Raw genomic sequence first — 14,810 nt, 5'->3', positions numbered from 1 at the left:
GCTTAGCGCAGCTGAGTCCCCCGGCAACGCCAGCACTCGACGATGCGATGTAGGCGTCGATAGCAGGCGGTGGCAATAGCACGTTGCGCAAACACCACGCGCTCGTGCACCACTGCAGCTACTCAACCAGCTACTGCGTCGCCACCATTCCATCAGACGCCGCTGCCGCCACATCCTGCCGCCACCAACGCACGCGGTTGGCCGGTGCCTGCAGATCCACCCGCTCGCCCATGCACGGCGTGACCAGTGCGACGCCAGCGCTGTCGGCCAGTGTCACGATGCGGTCCAGCGGCTCCTGCCAGGCGTGCATGGCCAGATCGAAGGTGCCGTTGTGGATCGGCAGCAGCGTCTGCCCGCCGACGTCCAGATACGCCTGCAGGCTCTGCTCCGGTTGCATGTGCACATGCGGCCACTGCTGGTCGTAGGCGCCGTTTTCGATCAGCGCCACGTCGAACGGGCCGAGCTGCTCGCCGATGGTCTTGAAGTGCGGGCCATAGCCGCCGTCGCCGCTGAAGAACACGCGCAGGTCGCGGTCCTGGATCGCCCAGGAACACCACAGCGACCGCCCGCTATCGAACAACCCGCGCCCGGAAAAATGCTGCGATGGAGTAGCGGTGAGTTGCACGCCACCGACGGTGATGGAGTCCCACCAATCCAGCTGATGCACCTTGGCCGGGTCCACGCCCCAGCGCACCAGCAGATCGCCCACGCCGAGCGGTGCGACAAACACGTCCACGCGGTCGCCCAGCGCGCGGATGGTGGCGCGGTCGAGATGGTCGTAATGGTTGTGCGACAGGATCACCCCGGCCAGCGGTGGCACATCGGCCAGCGCGATCGGTGGCGCGTGGAAACGCTTGGGCCCGGCGAACGGCACCGGCGAGGCGCGCTTGGAGAACACCGGGTCGGTCAGCCACCACCCGCCGGCCAGCTTCATCAGCACGGTGGAATGGCCCAGGCGATACAAACTGCGATCGGGTGCGGCAAGCAACTGCGCGCGCGTCAACGGCTGCACCGGCAGCGGTGCAGACGGCACCGTGGTGCTGGGCTTAGCGAAGAAGACCCTCCACAGCAGGCCGATCTGCTCGCGCAGGCTCAGCGTGACAGTCGGCAGCGGCAGCACATTGCGAAACCGGCCACCGCGGAACTGCGGCGAGGCGGCATAGGGGGAAGGGCGAGGAGAAGCCATAAGGGAGTCCGACCGAGACGTGGGAATAGCGATAAGGAATGCGAGCGACCCAAACACGACTGCGCGGCTGCCAGATGGGCTGTGCTCGGCGCTGAAGATCTGCAGAGACCGTTCGTACGCTGCGGTTCCTACGCGCCGGCTGCGCCGGCGTGACACTCGCGTGTCACGCTGCTGACTGCCGAGATTGCACTACACAGTGTAGTTTTATTTCTGTGAAAGTAAACTGCCGGGTGTAAAATCGGCAAATGTCGACTGCCTCTTCCCCTCCAGCCTTGCCGCAGCGGCTGACCGACCGCAAGCGCCACGCCATCGTGGAGGCGGCCATTGCCGAGTTCCGCCAGCACGGTTTCGAGGCCACCAGTATGGATCGCGTGGCGGCCACCGCCGGCGTTTCCAAACGCACCGTCTACAACCACTTCCCCAGCAAGGACGCGCTGTTTGGCGAGATCCTGCGCGGGCTGTGGCAGCGCAGTGCCGATGCGGTGAACCTGGCGTACCGGCCCGACCAGCCACTGCGCGCGCAGTTGATAACGTTGCTGCAGCAGAAGCTGCGCCTGCTCGACGACCCGGCATTTATCGATCTGTCGCGTGTGGCCCTCGCCGAGGGCATCCACTCGCCGGCGAGGGCCCGCGAACTGATATCGCAGCTGGGTAGCAAGGAAGAAGGCACCACTACCTGGCTGCGCGCCGCACTGGCCGACGGCCGTCTGGCCGGCGTGGAGGCGGACTTCGCCTCACAGCAGCTGCAGGCACTGATCAAAGGCTTCGCGTTCTGGCCGCAGCTCACCATGGGCCAGCCGCCGTTGTCGCCGGAGCAACAGACGCAAGTGGCCGAATCGGCGGTGGCGATGTTTTTGGGGTTGTACGGGCGCGAGTGAGTGCGCTCGTGATGCGCCTTTAGTCCTTCGACCACACCGCCAATGCATAGCCGTGCGGATCGGCGAAATGAAAGCGTCGCCCGCCCGGAAACGCGAATAGCGGTTTGGTGATCTTTCCGCCAGCCGCTTCGATGCGGGCCTGGCTATGGGCAAGGTCATCGGAGGCAAGCACCACCAACGCGCCGCCGGGCTGCGCAGGGCCGTGGAAGAAGCCGCCGGTCAGGCGCCCGTCGCGGAATTCGCAATAGTCCGGGCCGTAATCCTGAAACGTCCAGTCAAATGCTTGCGCGTAAAAGGTCTTGGCGATGGCGATCGAGTCGACGGCGAATTCGAGGTAATCAATGCGGTGCTGTGGCGCGTTGTCGGTCATGGCGTGCTCCTGGAATGGAGGCACAGCATGCAATCGGTGCATGCACGTGGCTTGGCGAAAACGGCCAGCTCAGCACGCGTGCTGCTGTACCAACACGCGCGGGCTCAGGCCGCTGAGCTGGCGTGCATCGCGCACTAGATGTGGCGCATCGCCATAGCCTGCGTCCAGCGCAGCGTCGGTCAACGTGCGGTGCTGGCGGGCGATACGCAGAAAACGCTGCAACCGAAGAATCCGTTCCAAGGTCTTGCTGCCGTAGCCGAATGCGTCCTGGCAGCGGCGGCGCAATGAGCGCTCGCTGATGCCCAGCGATTGGGTCAGCTCGGCAAGCCGCATCGGCCTGCCGACAGCCAACTGATCGAACAGCCATGCCATCTGTTGATCTTGCGATGTGGTGTGCTGTTGGCAGAGCGTGTGCAAGGTATGCAGTGGATCGGCGCCATCTTCCAGGCGATGTTGCCAGGTGCGGCCCTGCACGCCCCATAGCGATTCCAAGGCAACGCGTTGGTCAGCGATGGCGTGCAACGGGAGCTTCAACAGGCCGGCCGCTGTACCCGCAGCCAGACGCACTCCGCTCAGCACACTTCCCGACGCGGGCGATGCCATAGCGGCTGTGCGATCCGGCCCGGCAACGAAAACCGTGGTGCCATCCCAGATCAGATCGACGCTGCCATCGGGCAATATCAGTACGGGTTCCATCGAAATCGTGCTCTGGCGAAATCGCCAGCTGCACTGCAGTTGCGCACGCAACGCAGGAGGCGCTGCGCTTTCGGCATAACAGGACTCAGAGGGGTCGGACATCACTGCGCCATGTAAAGAAGTGGATGCGGTGCTGCTCAGCTACTGCAGCGTTGAGAATGCACATTGCCAATCGCATGCATTCGACACGAAATGCCAATACGGAAGTACGCAACGCGGCGACCGGCGCCACACGCAGTCTGCCAGCGCTGCAGCGTCAATGCGTTGAGTTACCCGCACCCAACCCATTGGCATCGGCCGCGTGCCGGCCACGTTGCAACCAGGCCACCATCGGCGAGGTCATCACCGTGGTCACCAGGGTCATGCCGAATAGCAGCGTAAACAGATCCGGCCCGATCACGCCGCTGTCCAGGCCGATCTTGATCACCACCAGCTCCATCAGGCCGCGCGCGTTCATCAGTGAGCCCACGGTCAGGCTGTCGCGCCAATCGTGGCCGCTCAGGCGCGCGCCCAAGGTGCAGCCAACCAGCTTGCCGGTCACCGCCACGCCGACCACCAGCGCGAAGCCGGCGATGCCTGCGCCCACCAAGACGCCCGGGCTGGTGGCCTGGCCGGCGACCGCAAACAGCACCGGCATCAGCAAGGTGATCGCCAATGGCTCGATACGCCCGGCCAGGTGTTCCAACAAGCGGTCTTCGCGCGGCACGCAGATGCCGAACAGGAACGCGCCGAAGATCGCATGCAGGCCGATCCATTCGGCCACTGCGGCGCAAGCCAGCAAACCGATCAACACCCACACCAACGCAGTTGGCGCATAGCGCCCATCGCTCACACGCGGCCGCAGCAGGCGCGCGTAAGCGGGCTTCAACAGGCCGAACACCACCGCAATCAACACCAACGCACCGGCGGCAGTGAAGCCGACACCGCCATGCGTGTTGCCGCCGGTCAGCGTGAGCACGAGCGCCAGGAAGATCCACACCGTGGCATCGTCGATCACCGCCGCGCCCAGCGCCAACCGGCCCGCAGGCGTGCGGGTCAGATTGCGGTCCTTGAGGATGCGCGCCAGCACCGGAAATGCGGTGACCGACATCGCTGCGGCGATGAACAACGCAAACCGCCAGAAGCCGATGCCCTGCGGTGCAAAGTGCGCAAACAACCACGGTGCCGCAGCCAGGCCGAGCAACAACGGCAGCACGATGCCCGACAAGCCCACCAGGATCGATGCACGCACCTGCGCTTTGGTGCCTTCCGGCGCGCGCAGCTCCACGCCCACAATGAACATGAAGAGCACCACGCCGATGTTGGCCAAGCCGGACAACGGCGGCAGGCTGTTGAAGGCGAACAACACGCCGTGCAAGTCCGGCAACCATGCGCCGAATGCGATCGGCCCCAGCAACAACCCGGCCGCCATTTCGCCGATCACCGGCGGCTGCCCGACGCGTTGCAACAGCGCGCCGCATGCACGTGCCGCGCCCAGGATCACCGCCAACTGCACCAGCAACAACGTGGTCGGATTCATTGCGTCAGCCTTTGCATCGGTTGAGTCGGCTCGCCCCGCAATGCGGGTGTGCTGTGCGTAAGCTCAGTCGTTCCCCCGGACCGAGCAGCTGTTGATGACATGTAGTGATACCCACAGCATCGGCCCAGTCTATGACGATAACCACAGTGCAATGGCGTCGAGCCGACAGGAATTCTGCTTGATGCTGAGTGGTTCTTGCTGCCTACGTTAGCCTCTCGCCTACGCCGCCTTGTGGCGCTTGCAGGCCTTGATCACGCTGCGCTTTGAAGCGGCGACGTGCCTGCCGTGCAAGACATCGCCCACGTAGAGCGCATGCCGAACTCATGCGCAGTGCTTGTCGCAACGTCCGACGAGTCGAACTTATACGCATGCAGCAGGCAGAAGAAACTCACCGCTCCGAATCGCCACTTTCGTCATACCCGCGCGGGGTAAACAGATCCGGCTGGATCAGCTCGATAAACGCGCGCGCCTGCGGCGAGAGATACTTGCCTTTGCGTACCACTACGCCATAGCTGCGGGTAGGGAAATAGTCCTTAAGCGAGCGTGTAGCGAGTTTGTCGCGGTCGGCGTCGGTGACGCAGATTGCGGTGACGATGGAAATGCCCATGCCCATCGCCACGTATTGCTTGATCACCTCCCAACCGCCCACTTCCAAGGCCACTGTGTAGGGCACGCGTGCCTGCTGGAAGACCAGATCGACCAGTCGATAGGTCACCTGCCTGCGCGGCGGCAGGATCAGCGGATACGGCGACAGATCCTGCAACGTGACGGTGGGCTTGCTGGCCAGCGGGTGATCGGGCGGGGTGATCAACAACTGTTCGAAACGATACACCGGCGCGTAGTTGAGGTCGGCCGGCACGTCCAGCATCGAGCCGACGGCCAGGTCCACCGCATCCTCGCGCAGCAGGTCGGTGCCGTCGGCGCTGATGGCGTTGTGCAGGGTCAGCCGCACGTCCGGATGGCGCGCACGGAAGTTCGCCACGATGCGCGGCAGCAGATACAGGATGGTGGAGCTGTTGGCGGCGATATTGAGCTCGCCCGCATCCAGCCCGCGCACCTTCTCGCGAAAGCTCGCCTCCAGACCGTCCAGGCTTTCCACCAGCGGCAGTGCCATTTCGTAGAGCAGCTGGCCCTCGCGGCTGGGTGTCATCCGCCGCCCGGAGCGCTCGAACAAGGCCACGCCCAGGTCGCGTTCCAGCGCCTGCAATTGCAGCGTCACCGCCGGCTGGCTGACGTAAAGCGCCTCAGCCGCCCGTGAGACCGAGCCTAATCTAACCGTCTGGCAGAACGCACGCAGCGGCTTGAGCCGGTCGGATTTGTAGGAAAATCGAGGGGTTGGCGCCATTTGGGTGGGTACGAAAATCCACTATAAGCTTGGCTTATTTACAGCATTGATAAAACTGCTTTGTCAAATAGTTGCCAGCGGCGCACGGTGCAAGTCCGGATGCAAAGGACTTACGCCATGTCTGCTACCGCTTTCGCTCCACGCTCCACCGAACGCGCCACTCCCGGTCTGTCGCTGACCACGCAGGTGGCTGGCCAGGCAGAACTCCTGCCAGCTGCCGCGTTGGCGTTGCTGGTGTCGCTGCACCGCGCGATCGAACCCGGCCGCCAGCAGCGCCTCGCCCAGCGGCGGGTGCGCCAGGCCGAGTTCGACGCCGGCCAGTTGCCGGACTTCCGCCCCGACACCCGCGCCATCCGCGCCAGCGACTGGCGCGTGGCCGCGCTGCCGGCGGTGCTGCAGGACCGCCGCGTCGAGATCACCGGCCCCACCGATCCGAAGATGGTCATCAACGCGCTGAATTCCGGCGCCAAGGTGTTCATGGCCGACTTCGAAGATTCCACCGCGCCAACCTGGCGCAACCTGCTGGCCGGCCAGCGCACGCTAGCCGCTGCGGTGCGCGGCGATCTCAGCTTCGATGCGCCAAACGGCAAGCACTACGCGCTGCGCCCGGAAGCCGAGCGCGCGGTGTTGATCGTGCGCCCACGCGGTTGGCACCTGGACGAGAAGCACGTGCTCATCGATGGACAGCCGCTGGCCGGCGGCCTGTTCGATGCCGCCCTGTTCGCCTACCACAACGGCCGTGCGCTGCTGGCCAAGGACCGCGGCCCGTATCTGTATCTGCCCAAGCTGCAGAGCATGGAAGAAGCTGCACTGTGGGAGACCGCGCTGGCGCATATCGAAGCGATGCTCGGCCTGCCGCATGGGCAGATCAAGGTGACCGTGCTGATCGAAACGCTGCCGGCGGTGTTCGAGATGGACGAGATTCTGCACGCGCTGCGCGATCGCATCGTCGGGCTGAACTGCGGGCGCTGGGATTACATCTTTTCGTACCTGAAAACCTTCCGCGCGCATCGCGACCGCGTACTGCCCGAGCGTGGTCAGGTCACCATGACCCAGCCGTTTTTGAAGGCGTATTCGGAACTGTTGATCAAGACCTGCCATCGCCGTGGCGCGCATGCGATGGGCGGCATGGCCGCGCAGATTCCGATCAATCACGACGAAGCCGCCAACGAGCAGGCGATGGCCCGCGTGCGTGCCGACAAGTTGCGCGAAGTGACGGCCGGGCACGATGGCACCTGGGTGGCGCATCCGGCCTTGATTCCGGTGGCAATGAAGCTGTTCGACGAGCACATGCCCACCGCGCATCAGCATCACGTCTTGCGCAACGATGTGCAGGTGACGCGCGATATGTTGATCGCCCCCTCGCCGGGCAACGTCACCCGCGCAGGGTTCGAAGGCAATGTGGAAGTGTGCGTGCGCTACCTGGCCGCCTGGCTGGACGGCAATGGCTGCGTGCCGATCCACAACCTGATGGAAGACGCCGCCACTGCAGAAATCAGCCGCGCGCAGCTATGGCAGTGGCTGCATCACGGCCAGCATCTGGACGACGGCACTGCCATCGATCAGCAGTTATTGCAGACCGCGTTGCGGGCGCTGCCGGCACGCCTGGGCGCGACCAACGCACTGCCTGGCGCTGCGCGCATCGACGATGCCATTGCCTTGCTGGAAACACTCAGCCGCGCCGATGAACTGGCCGACTTCCTCACCGTGCCGGCCTACCGATTGATCGATTGATCTATCCACTGCAGCGACAGGCCACAGCACGCGTGCTGTCGCTGCAACCCATCAACGCAACGCACTACGTCAACACCGCACACCGCCCGATTGCGCCCACGCGCAACGACGGCCATGCCATGTCCCGCGCGCAGCACACCGCGCCATTCCTTCCTCGTTGCATCCGCCGTATCCCTGTCAGGAGAACGCACCATGAGCAACACACTGCAGACCGCCGAACAGATCCAGCAGGACTGGGCCAGCAACCCACGCTGGGCCGGCATCACCCGCAACTACACCGCGGCCGATGTGGTGCGCTTGCGTGGCACCGTGCATGTCGAGCATTCGCTGGCACGGTTGGGCGCGGACAAGTTGTGGGCCTCGCTGCACACCACGCGGTTCGTCAATGCGCTGGGCGCGTTGACCGGCAATCAGGCGATGCAGCAGGTCAAGGCCGGTTTGAAGGCGATTTACCTGTCAGGTTGGCAGGTCGCCGCCGATGCCAACCTGGCCGGGCAGATGTACCCGGACCAATCGCTGTATCCGGCCGATTCGGTGCCGGCGGTGGTCAAGCGCATCAACAACACCTTGCTGCGTGCCGATCAATTGCACCACGCCGAAGGCAACGATGACATCGACTTCCTGCAGCCCATCGTGGCCGATGCCGAAGCCGGCTTCGGCGGCGTGCTCAACGCCTTCGAGCTGATGAAGGCGATGATCGAAGCCGGCGCCGCCGGCGTGCATTTCGAAGATCAACTGGCGTCGGTGAAAAAGTGCGGCCACATGGGCGGAAAGGTGCTGGTGCCTACGCGTGAGGCGATCGAAAAGTTGAATGCCGCGCGTCTGGCGGCCGATGTGCTGGGCGTAACGACGCTGTTGATCGCACGCACCGATGCCGAAGCGGCCGATCTGATCACCAGCGATGTAGATGCCAACGATCAGCCGTTCACCACCGGGCAGCGCACCGTCGAAGGCTTCTTCAAGACCCGCAACGGGCTGGATCAGGCGATCAGTCGCGGGCTGGCTTACGCACCGTATGCGGATCTGATCTGGTGCGAAACCGGCAAGCCGGATCTGGAATTCGCGCGCGCCTTCGCCCAAGCCATCCATGCCAAGTTCCCCGGCAAATTGCTGGCCTATAACTGCTCGCCGAGCTTCAACTGGAAGAAGCACCTGGACGACGCCACCATCGCCAGATTCCAGACCGAGCTGGCGAGCTACGGCTATAAATTCCAGTTCATCACCCTGGCCGGCTTCCACGCCTTGAACTACGGCATGTTCAACCTGGCCCATGGTTACGCGCGCCGCCAGATGAGCGCCTTCGTCGAACTGCAGCAGGCCGAATTCGCAGCGGCGGACATGGGCTTTACCGCAGTCAAGCATCAGCGCGAGGTGGGCACCGGGTACTTCGACGCGGTGACGCAGGCGATTCAGCAGGGGCAGTCGTCCACCACCGCGTTGCGTGGGTCGACCGAGGAAGAGCAGTTTCACAGTGAAAAAGCGGCTTAGAACGACTAACAAAACGTGGCGAGCGCCTACCTGGCGGCCGCGCAGTAGTTTTTGTTAGCCGCTCTTAGCCTGTAGCAAGCCGCCAGGTGCAGCTCGGGAGGGAGAGGGCTCGGGAAACCGGGCCCTTTTTTTTCACCTCATACCCGTCATTCCGTCTCTTCATCTGTGAGAAATAGTGTGACCTGGTGCTGAACAAAGGGGTCCTGTAGGATTTGTCCATGGGCTAACGTTGTAGGCCAGCCTAAGGAATCTGGATGACTTGCCACAACACCGCAGGCGCGGTCGAACCGACTGGAGGCGTTGCCAAAACGTTGTCCGACGGGCTGCATGCGCTGATGACTGCCGAAGAGTTGGCGTTTTTCGCCCGCTTCGGCCGTGCGCGCGAGTTGGCGGCGGGCCAGGCGCTGTTCGAGCGTGGTGCCGTGGGCACGCAGATGTTCATCGTTGTCAGCGGCCAGATCGATCTGGATTTTGGCGAGGACCTGATGCTCAAGCATCTGGGCCCGGGCGAATTCTTCGGCGAACTTGGCTTGCTGATCGGCGACCACGCACGCAGTGCCGGCGCCAGTGCCTCCACCGACAGCCGTTTGATCGAACTGGCCCACGACGATTTTCAGCGCCTGGTCGATCACGACCCGTCGATGGTGGCGCATTTTCTGCGCCGCTCCATCGTGCGTGTGGTCAACAACGAGCAGTTGCTGATCCGTCAGCTGCGCCGTCGCAACCACGATCTGGAAGCGGCGCTGGACAATCTCTATGTCACCTCGCACAAACTCAACCACACCGAAGAGTTGAGTCGCACCGACGAGCTCACCGGCCTGCACAACCGCCGCGGTCTGGCGCTGCATCTGCAGGAATGTCGGCGTTCCGGCGCGGTGCCTGGTGTGGGCCTGATCCTGATCGATTGCGACCGTTTCAAGCGCATCAATGACGAATTCGGTCATCTGGCCGGTGACCGTGTGCTGCAGAACGTTGCCCATGCACTGCGCTCGGTGATCGCCGATGGCGATCTGGCCTGCCGGCTGGGCGGCGACGAATTCTGCGTGCTGGTCGCGCAAGGCACGCGGGAACTGATGCACCACATCGGCGAATGCATCGTGCGCGCGGTGGAAGCACGCCTGGGCAACACCCAGAGCGAGCAAGGCTGCTCGGTCAGTCTCGGCCTGTGCATGATCGATGCGGATGCGGCATGGAACGACTGGTACACGCTGGCCGATAGCGCGTTGTACCAGGCCAAGCGGCAGGGCGGTAATGTGTTGTGCATGCACGAAGCACCTGCGCCGGGCAGTACGCTGGTATCGGGTAACACGCTCGCCTCTGGCAATCACTGAGCAATGAGCACGCGCACCCACGCACGCAAGGATGCGTCGTCGGAAGCGATCCAGGCGCCGCGTCTGCGCACCTTGCTGTTGACCGATCTATGCGATTCCACCGCCCTGGTCGAGCGTATCGGTGACAACGCTGCCGCCGCATTGTTCCGCGAGCATGACCGTCTGGTCGTCAAACTGCAGCAGCAATGGCGCGGCCGTCTGATCGACCGCTCGGACGGGCTGTTGCTGCTGTTCGATCGCCCCATCGATGGCCTGGGCTTCGCACTGGATTACGCACGTGGACTCAAGGCGATGGGCGATGCCCGCGCGCTGACGCTATGCGCGCGCCAGGGCCTGCACGTCGGCGAAGTGCTGACCTGGCGCAACAGCGACGAAGCGGTGAGCATCGGCGCCAAACCGCTGGAAGTGGAAGGCCTGGCCAAGCCCACCGCCGCCCGCCTGATGTCGATGGCCCGGCCCGGGCAGATCCTGATCTCGGCGGTGGCCGAGTCGCTGACGCATCGCGCTGCGCGCGAACTTGGCACGCATGCTGAGCGACTGTTGTGGAAATCCCACGGTCGCTGGCGCTTCAAGGGCGTGCCTACGCCAATGGAGATTTACGAGGTCGGCGAGATCGATGTCACGCCGCTGCGCGCGCCCAGGCATTCGCCCAAGGCATGGCGCGATATTCCGTTATGGCGCCGGCCGGCAGCGCTGTTGGCAGAAACCTTGTTGGTCGTCACTGTCTGTGTGTCGGTGTGGTTTTTCACTCGCGCCGAGCCCGCGATCGCTTTCGCCGAACGCGGCTGGGTGGTGGTGGGCGACTTGCGCAATCTGACGGGTAATACGCTGCTCGACAGTTCGCTGGAGCAGGCGCTACGCATCAGCCTGGAGCAGTCGCGCTACGTCAATGTCCTGAGCGATATGAAAGTGCGCGACACAATGACCCGGATGAAACGCGATCCGGACAGCGTTGTCGTCGATCGTGCCATCGCCTCGGAAGTGGCCATGCGCGATGGTGCCAGTGCAGTCATTCTGCCGACTGTGGCCGAGATTGGGGGCAAGCTCCGCTTCAGTGTGGAGTTGGTGGATCCACGCACGCAGACCACGGTGTACTCGGAGTTTGTGCAAGGCGATGGCTTACCGTCCGCGCTGTCGTCCGTAGATCAGGTCACCCGTAAGTTGAGGCAGGGACTTGGCGAAGTTGTCGCTTCGATCGACAAGCATTCGGTGCCATTGCCCGCCGTCACCACCTCAAGCCTGGATGCATTGCGTGCCTATGCCCTCGGTGTCGACGCCACGGTGAAAGGCCAGTGGAGCCAAGGCATGGAACTCTTCGAGCGCGCGGTTGGCATCGACCCGGAATTTGCCTTGGCCTATCTGGGTGCAGCACGCATCAAGGTCGCCATCTCCGACCGCGATGGCGCGCTGCCGTATCTGGATCAAGCGATCCGTTTCCGCCGGCGTTTGCCGGAGCGTGACCAGCTCTATCTGGATGCCTGGGCGGCCGAGTTGCGTGCGCCCGAGAAAGCGTTGCCGCTGTGGCGAACCCTGGCATCGCTGTATCCGGACAACTTCGCTGGAACCGCCAATGCCTCCTGGCATCTATTCGTTGCCAATCGTTTTGCCGAGGCGCTTCCCTATGCGCAGGCAGCCGATGTTCCGCAGGATCCGCTACGTGCGATCGCCACGGATCGGGTTGGACGCATCTTGCTGGCTCAGGGAAAAGCCGAGGCCGCATTAAAGTATTTTGTCCCTGACGACGTTGACCGCGCAGGTCCGCTAAGGCGGCGAGCCAGTGCGTTGGCGTCACTGAATCGCTACGCCGAAGCACAGCAAGCGCTCGATACGATCGTGAGGAGCGGCTATGTCAACGACGATGTGGTGCCGTTGATCGACCGCACCAGTATTGCGATCGATCAGGCCGACTGGATGGCCGCGCGCGCTTCCATTGCGCAAGCTCTGACGCGTAGCAAACAGGCCGACGATTTCCTTTATCGGCAGTTCCTGGTCATTGCGTTGACGACGGACGCCCTAACCGATCCGGCCACCCCAACCAAGCTGAAGCCGACGTTCGAGCGGTTGACATCAGCAGTAACCGACGACAGGTTGGCGATGGCGAACCAGCAAGACAATGCAGCGATGGTCTTGATCGTGGCCAGCCACGCACAACGCAGCGGCGACGACAGTCTGACTGCGCGCGCGCTTGAGGCGATCAGGCCGGCACTGGTACATGAAACGCCGGTACTTGCCGACCTTCGCGCAATTGTCGAAGCCCAACATCTTGCGCTGACGGGCGACCGCGCGGCGGCTATTGCGCACCTGCCAGTCGGTGACGACACGCTCGTCCAAACCCGCGTTGCGCTGTATGCGCTGCTGAGCGACAGCGGACGGCATGCCGAAGCGCTGCAACAAGCACGTTGGCTATCCCTGCGCCGAGGTCGCGCTTACATCGAAGCGAACGCGTCACAAACGCTGCAGCCGCTCAATGTGGCCGATGCGCGGCTAGCACAGCTCTGGATGGCCGAGTCGTTGCATGCACTCGGCCGCACCCACGAGGCACGCGAACAGGCGCAGGCATTTGTACGTGCGTGGCCTGTGTCGCGTCTGCCCGCTTACCTGCGCACCAGGGTAGAACGGATGCTCTCCGATTCGAAGGCAAAGATCACGGTGTGATTGGCGTTCTGGGTCAGGTAGCTATGCAACTCGGTGCGGGCCAGCGCGATCTCTTGCTTCGAGGCGAGCTGATTGGTGGTCATGCAGAAGTATGGCTCTCCCACGCTGGGCACGCTGTCGTCGGCGTTCGCACCGGCTGCGCCAATCTGGGCAAGCGCTTGAGCCGGATTAGATTGAAAGCATTCGCGGAAGTCGTCGTCGCTGGACAGCAGCTCCAGCAGCTTGTCGGCAATGGATGCATCCAGCGGAGGATGTGCGTTGTCGGCTGAGTCGGTCATGGTCTTGCCTGCGGAATGAGGGTGTGTGGTGCGTGGTGTGACAGGAGAGCTGACACAATATCGACCATGCTCATGCGTCCTTGAGATGTTCCTATGCAGATCCGTCGCTGTGCCACGCTGTTCTTCGAACTTCGCAACGATGCGGTGTTCGATCTTGCTCACTTGCTTGCCGGCGGCGATGGGCTGCGTCGTCGCGCACGATGGCTGGCACTGGCGCCGCATCTCGATGCAGAAGTGGAGGTCGGCACAGCCGAGCGCGAGTGGTTGGGTGAGTTGAGCCCAACGCGCTGGCGGTCAATCGATCAGATGCAGCCACCACCGGCCTGGCTCGATGGATTGATCGAGCAGGGGCTTGTGATCAGCGATCAACCGGAGCATGCAGCGCATCGCCACAATGACGAGCGGGTGCAGCAGCAGCGCTGGTGGCCATTGGCTGCGTTGTGGCACCGCTTCGCGCGTTGGAAAGGCGAGGACAGCGTGGCGACGATGGAGGCGCAAGGTCTGACGACTGCAGAAGGCATGGTGGAGCGCCTGGGTGCGCCGCCGGCAGAGGTTGTTAGCCGTGGCGAGGAAGGCGCCGAAGCCCGAATAGCGTTGCCGCGCGCAACGCCGGGTACGTTCGATCAACTGCTGGCGCGGCGCGTGACCTGCCGCAATTTCGATACGCAGCGCCCGCTATCAAGCGAATTATTGGCCCAGATGCTCGAACGCAGCGTCATGGCGAGCGCGCGGATCGAGGTGGGGCACGATACCGCATTCTTGAAGAAGCCAGTGCCATCGGGAGGCAGTCTGCATCCCACCGAAACCTATCTGCTGGTACAGCGGGTCGAGGGCATAGCAAGTGGCCTGTATCACTACCGCCCGCTCGACCATGCATTGCACCCCTTGCCATCGCCTGCACAGCCGCTCGCGGAATTCGCACGCAAGGCGGTGTCGGGGCAGCACTGGTTTGCCGATGCGCCGGTGCTGTTGATTCTGGCGCCGCGGTTTTTACGCAGCTTCTGGAAATATCGGAACCATGCCAAGGCTTACCGTGCAATGATTCTGGACGTGGGCCATATTGCACAGACGCTCTATTTGAGCGCGACCGATTTGGGGCTGGGAGCGTTTGTCACCTCGGCAATCAACGAGGTGGATATCGAACACGCGCTAGGCCTGGATGGCCTGCAGGATGGCCCGTTGGCCATCTGCGGCTTCGGTTGGCGTGCCGAGGAAATGAAAAATACCGAGCTGGATCCTGGCGGCGCAGTGTGGTCGATCGGTCTTGATCGAGAGGCTTCCAGAGAGATCGGGCAACAGTAGCGAGCAAGCATCGGGCCTCGACACATCT

General features: G+C 63.3%; 12 protein-coding genes. 6 read left to right on the top strand and 6 right to left on the bottom strand.

The window, feature by feature from the left end; genetic code table 11:
- Positions 1–130: 130 nt before the first annotated feature.
- Complete coding sequence (locus tag AC1KVG_RS06535) at positions 131–1,186, bottom strand: MBL fold metallo-hydrolase (RefSeq protein ID WP_481093848.1); 1,056 nt, start codon at positions 1,184–1,186, stop codon at positions 131–133.
- A 245-nt stretch (positions 1,187–1,431) separates the two neighbouring features.
- Here AC1KVG_RS06535 and AC1KVG_RS06530 point away from each other — a divergent pair, with 245 nt between their 5' ends.
- Positions 1,432–2,064 carry a TetR/AcrR family transcriptional regulator gene (locus AC1KVG_RS06530; protein WP_481093847.1) on the top strand — a complete coding sequence of 211 codons (633 nt, stop codon included), beginning with the start codon at positions 1,432–1,434 and terminating at the stop codon, positions 2,062–2,064.
- 19 nt (positions 2,065–2,083) lie between these two features.
- On the opposite strand, the gene AC1KVG_RS06525 is transcribed toward AC1KVG_RS06530, so the two are convergent.
- The 4 genes from AC1KVG_RS06525 to AC1KVG_RS06510 all read right to left on the bottom strand — a co-directional run bounded on the left by AC1KVG_RS06525 (position 2,084) and on the right by AC1KVG_RS06510 (position 5,994).
- A complete protein-coding gene (locus tag AC1KVG_RS06525) occupies positions 2,084–2,434 on the bottom strand; it encodes a VOC family protein (protein ID WP_023902164.1) in 351 nt (116 codons plus the stop codon).
- A gap of 69 nt (positions 2,435–2,503) precedes the next feature.
- A complete protein-coding gene (locus AC1KVG_RS06520) occupies positions 2,504–3,232 on the bottom strand; it encodes a helix-turn-helix domain-containing protein (RefSeq protein ID WP_481093846.1) in 729 nt (242 codons plus the stop codon).
- 154 nt (positions 3,233–3,386) lie between these two features.
- On the bottom strand, positions 3,387–4,649 hold the full coding sequence (locus AC1KVG_RS06515) for a cation:proton antiporter (RefSeq protein ID WP_481093845.1): 1,263 nt from the start codon (positions 4,647–4,649) through the stop codon (positions 3,387–3,389).
- 388 nt (positions 4,650–5,037) lie between these two features.
- The gene (locus tag AC1KVG_RS06510) at positions 5,038–5,994 is read right to left on the bottom strand and encodes a LysR family transcriptional regulator (protein WP_481093844.1); all 957 of its coding nucleotides are present in this window, start codon (positions 5,992–5,994) and stop codon (positions 5,038–5,040) included.
- A 117-nt stretch (positions 5,995–6,111) separates the two neighbouring features.
- On the opposite strand from AC1KVG_RS06510, the gene aceB reads away from it, so the two are divergent.
- The 4 genes from aceB (at position 6,112) to AC1KVG_RS06490 (ending at position 13,202) form a co-directional block, all read left to right on the top strand.
- Entirely contained in the window at positions 6,112–7,728 is a 1,617-nt protein-coding gene (gene aceB / locus AC1KVG_RS06505; protein WP_481093843.1) for a malate synthase A, read from the top strand.
- Positions 7,729–7,920: 192 nt separating this feature from the next.
- The gene (aceA, locus tag AC1KVG_RS06500; RefSeq protein ID WP_481093842.1) at positions 7,921–9,216 is read left to right on the top strand and encodes an isocitrate lyase; all 1,296 of its coding nucleotides are present in this window, start codon (positions 7,921–7,923) and stop codon (positions 9,214–9,216) included.
- Between the two features lie 254 nt (positions 9,217–9,470).
- The gene (locus AC1KVG_RS06495; protein ID WP_006450098.1) at positions 9,471–10,547 is read left to right on the top strand and encodes a GGDEF domain-containing protein; all 1,077 of its coding nucleotides are present in this window, start codon (positions 9,471–9,473) and stop codon (positions 10,545–10,547) included.
- 3 nt (positions 10,548–10,550) lie between these two features.
- Positions 10,551–13,202 carry a putative peptide modification system cyclase gene (locus AC1KVG_RS06490; protein WP_481093841.1) on the top strand — a complete coding sequence of 884 codons (2,652 nt, stop codon included), beginning with the start codon at positions 10,551–10,553 and terminating at the stop codon, positions 13,200–13,202.
- On the opposite strand, the gene AC1KVG_RS06485 is transcribed toward AC1KVG_RS06490, so the two are convergent.
- Entirely contained in the window at positions 13,142–13,480 is a 339-nt protein-coding gene (locus AC1KVG_RS06485) for an NHLP-related RiPP peptide (protein ID WP_481093840.1), read from the bottom strand. The two genes, AC1KVG_RS06490 and AC1KVG_RS06485, sit on opposite strands and share 61 nt — an antisense overlap.
- Before the next feature lie 93 nt (positions 13,481–13,573).
- On the opposite strand from AC1KVG_RS06485, the gene AC1KVG_RS06480 reads away from it, so the two are divergent.
- Complete coding sequence (locus tag AC1KVG_RS06480; RefSeq protein ID WP_481093839.1) at positions 13,574–14,782, top strand: putative peptide maturation dehydrogenase; 1,209 nt, start codon at positions 13,574–13,576, stop codon at positions 14,780–14,782.
- The last annotated feature ends 28 nt before the right edge of the window (positions 14,783–14,810 follow it).

This window comes from Xanthomonas sp. NCPPB 3959 (assembly GCF_056675575.1).
Note: the sequence above shows the minus strand (reverse complement) of the source record. Positions and strands in the feature narration are given on the sequence as shown.

Bases quoted from the DNA above. Each gene is read 5' to 3' on its own strand.
- AC1KVG_RS06535 (WP_481093848.1), bottom strand. From the start codon at position 1,186: ATGGCTTCTCCTCGCCCTTCCCCCTATGCCGCCTCGCCGCAGTTCCGC.
- AC1KVG_RS06530 (WP_481093847.1), top strand. From the start codon at position 1,432: ATGTCGACTGCCTCTTCCCCTCCAGCCTTGCCGCAGCGGCTGACCGAC.
- AC1KVG_RS06525 (WP_023902164.1), bottom strand. From the start codon at position 2,434: ATGACCGACAACGCGCCACAGCACCGCATTGATTACCTCGAATTCGCC.
- AC1KVG_RS06520 (WP_481093846.1), bottom strand. From the start codon at position 3,232: ATGTCCGACCCCTCTGAGTCCTGTTATGCCGAAAGCGCAGCGCCTCCT.
- AC1KVG_RS06515 (WP_481093845.1), bottom strand. From the start codon at position 4,649: ATGAATCCGACCACGTTGTTGCTGGTGCAGTTGGCGGTGATCCTGGGC.
- AC1KVG_RS06510 (WP_481093844.1), bottom strand. From the start codon at position 5,994: ATGGCGCCAACCCCTCGATTTTCCTACAAATCCGACCGGCTCAAGCCG.
- aceB (WP_481093843.1), top strand. From the start codon at position 6,112: ATGTCTGCTACCGCTTTCGCTCCACGCTCCACCGAACGCGCCACTCCC.
- aceA (WP_481093842.1), top strand. From the start codon at position 7,921: ATGAGCAACACACTGCAGACCGCCGAACAGATCCAGCAGGACTGGGCC.
- AC1KVG_RS06495 (WP_006450098.1), top strand. From the start codon at position 9,471: ATGACTTGCCACAACACCGCAGGCGCGGTCGAACCGACTGGAGGCGTT.
- AC1KVG_RS06490 (WP_481093841.1), top strand. From the start codon at position 10,551: ATGAGCACGCGCACCCACGCACGCAAGGATGCGTCGTCGGAAGCGATC.
- AC1KVG_RS06485 (WP_481093840.1), bottom strand. From the start codon at position 13,480: ATGACCGACTCAGCCGACAACGCACATCCTCCGCTGGATGCATCCATT.
- AC1KVG_RS06480 (WP_481093839.1), top strand. From the start codon at position 13,574: ATGCAGATCCGTCGCTGTGCCACGCTGTTCTTCGAACTTCGCAACGAT.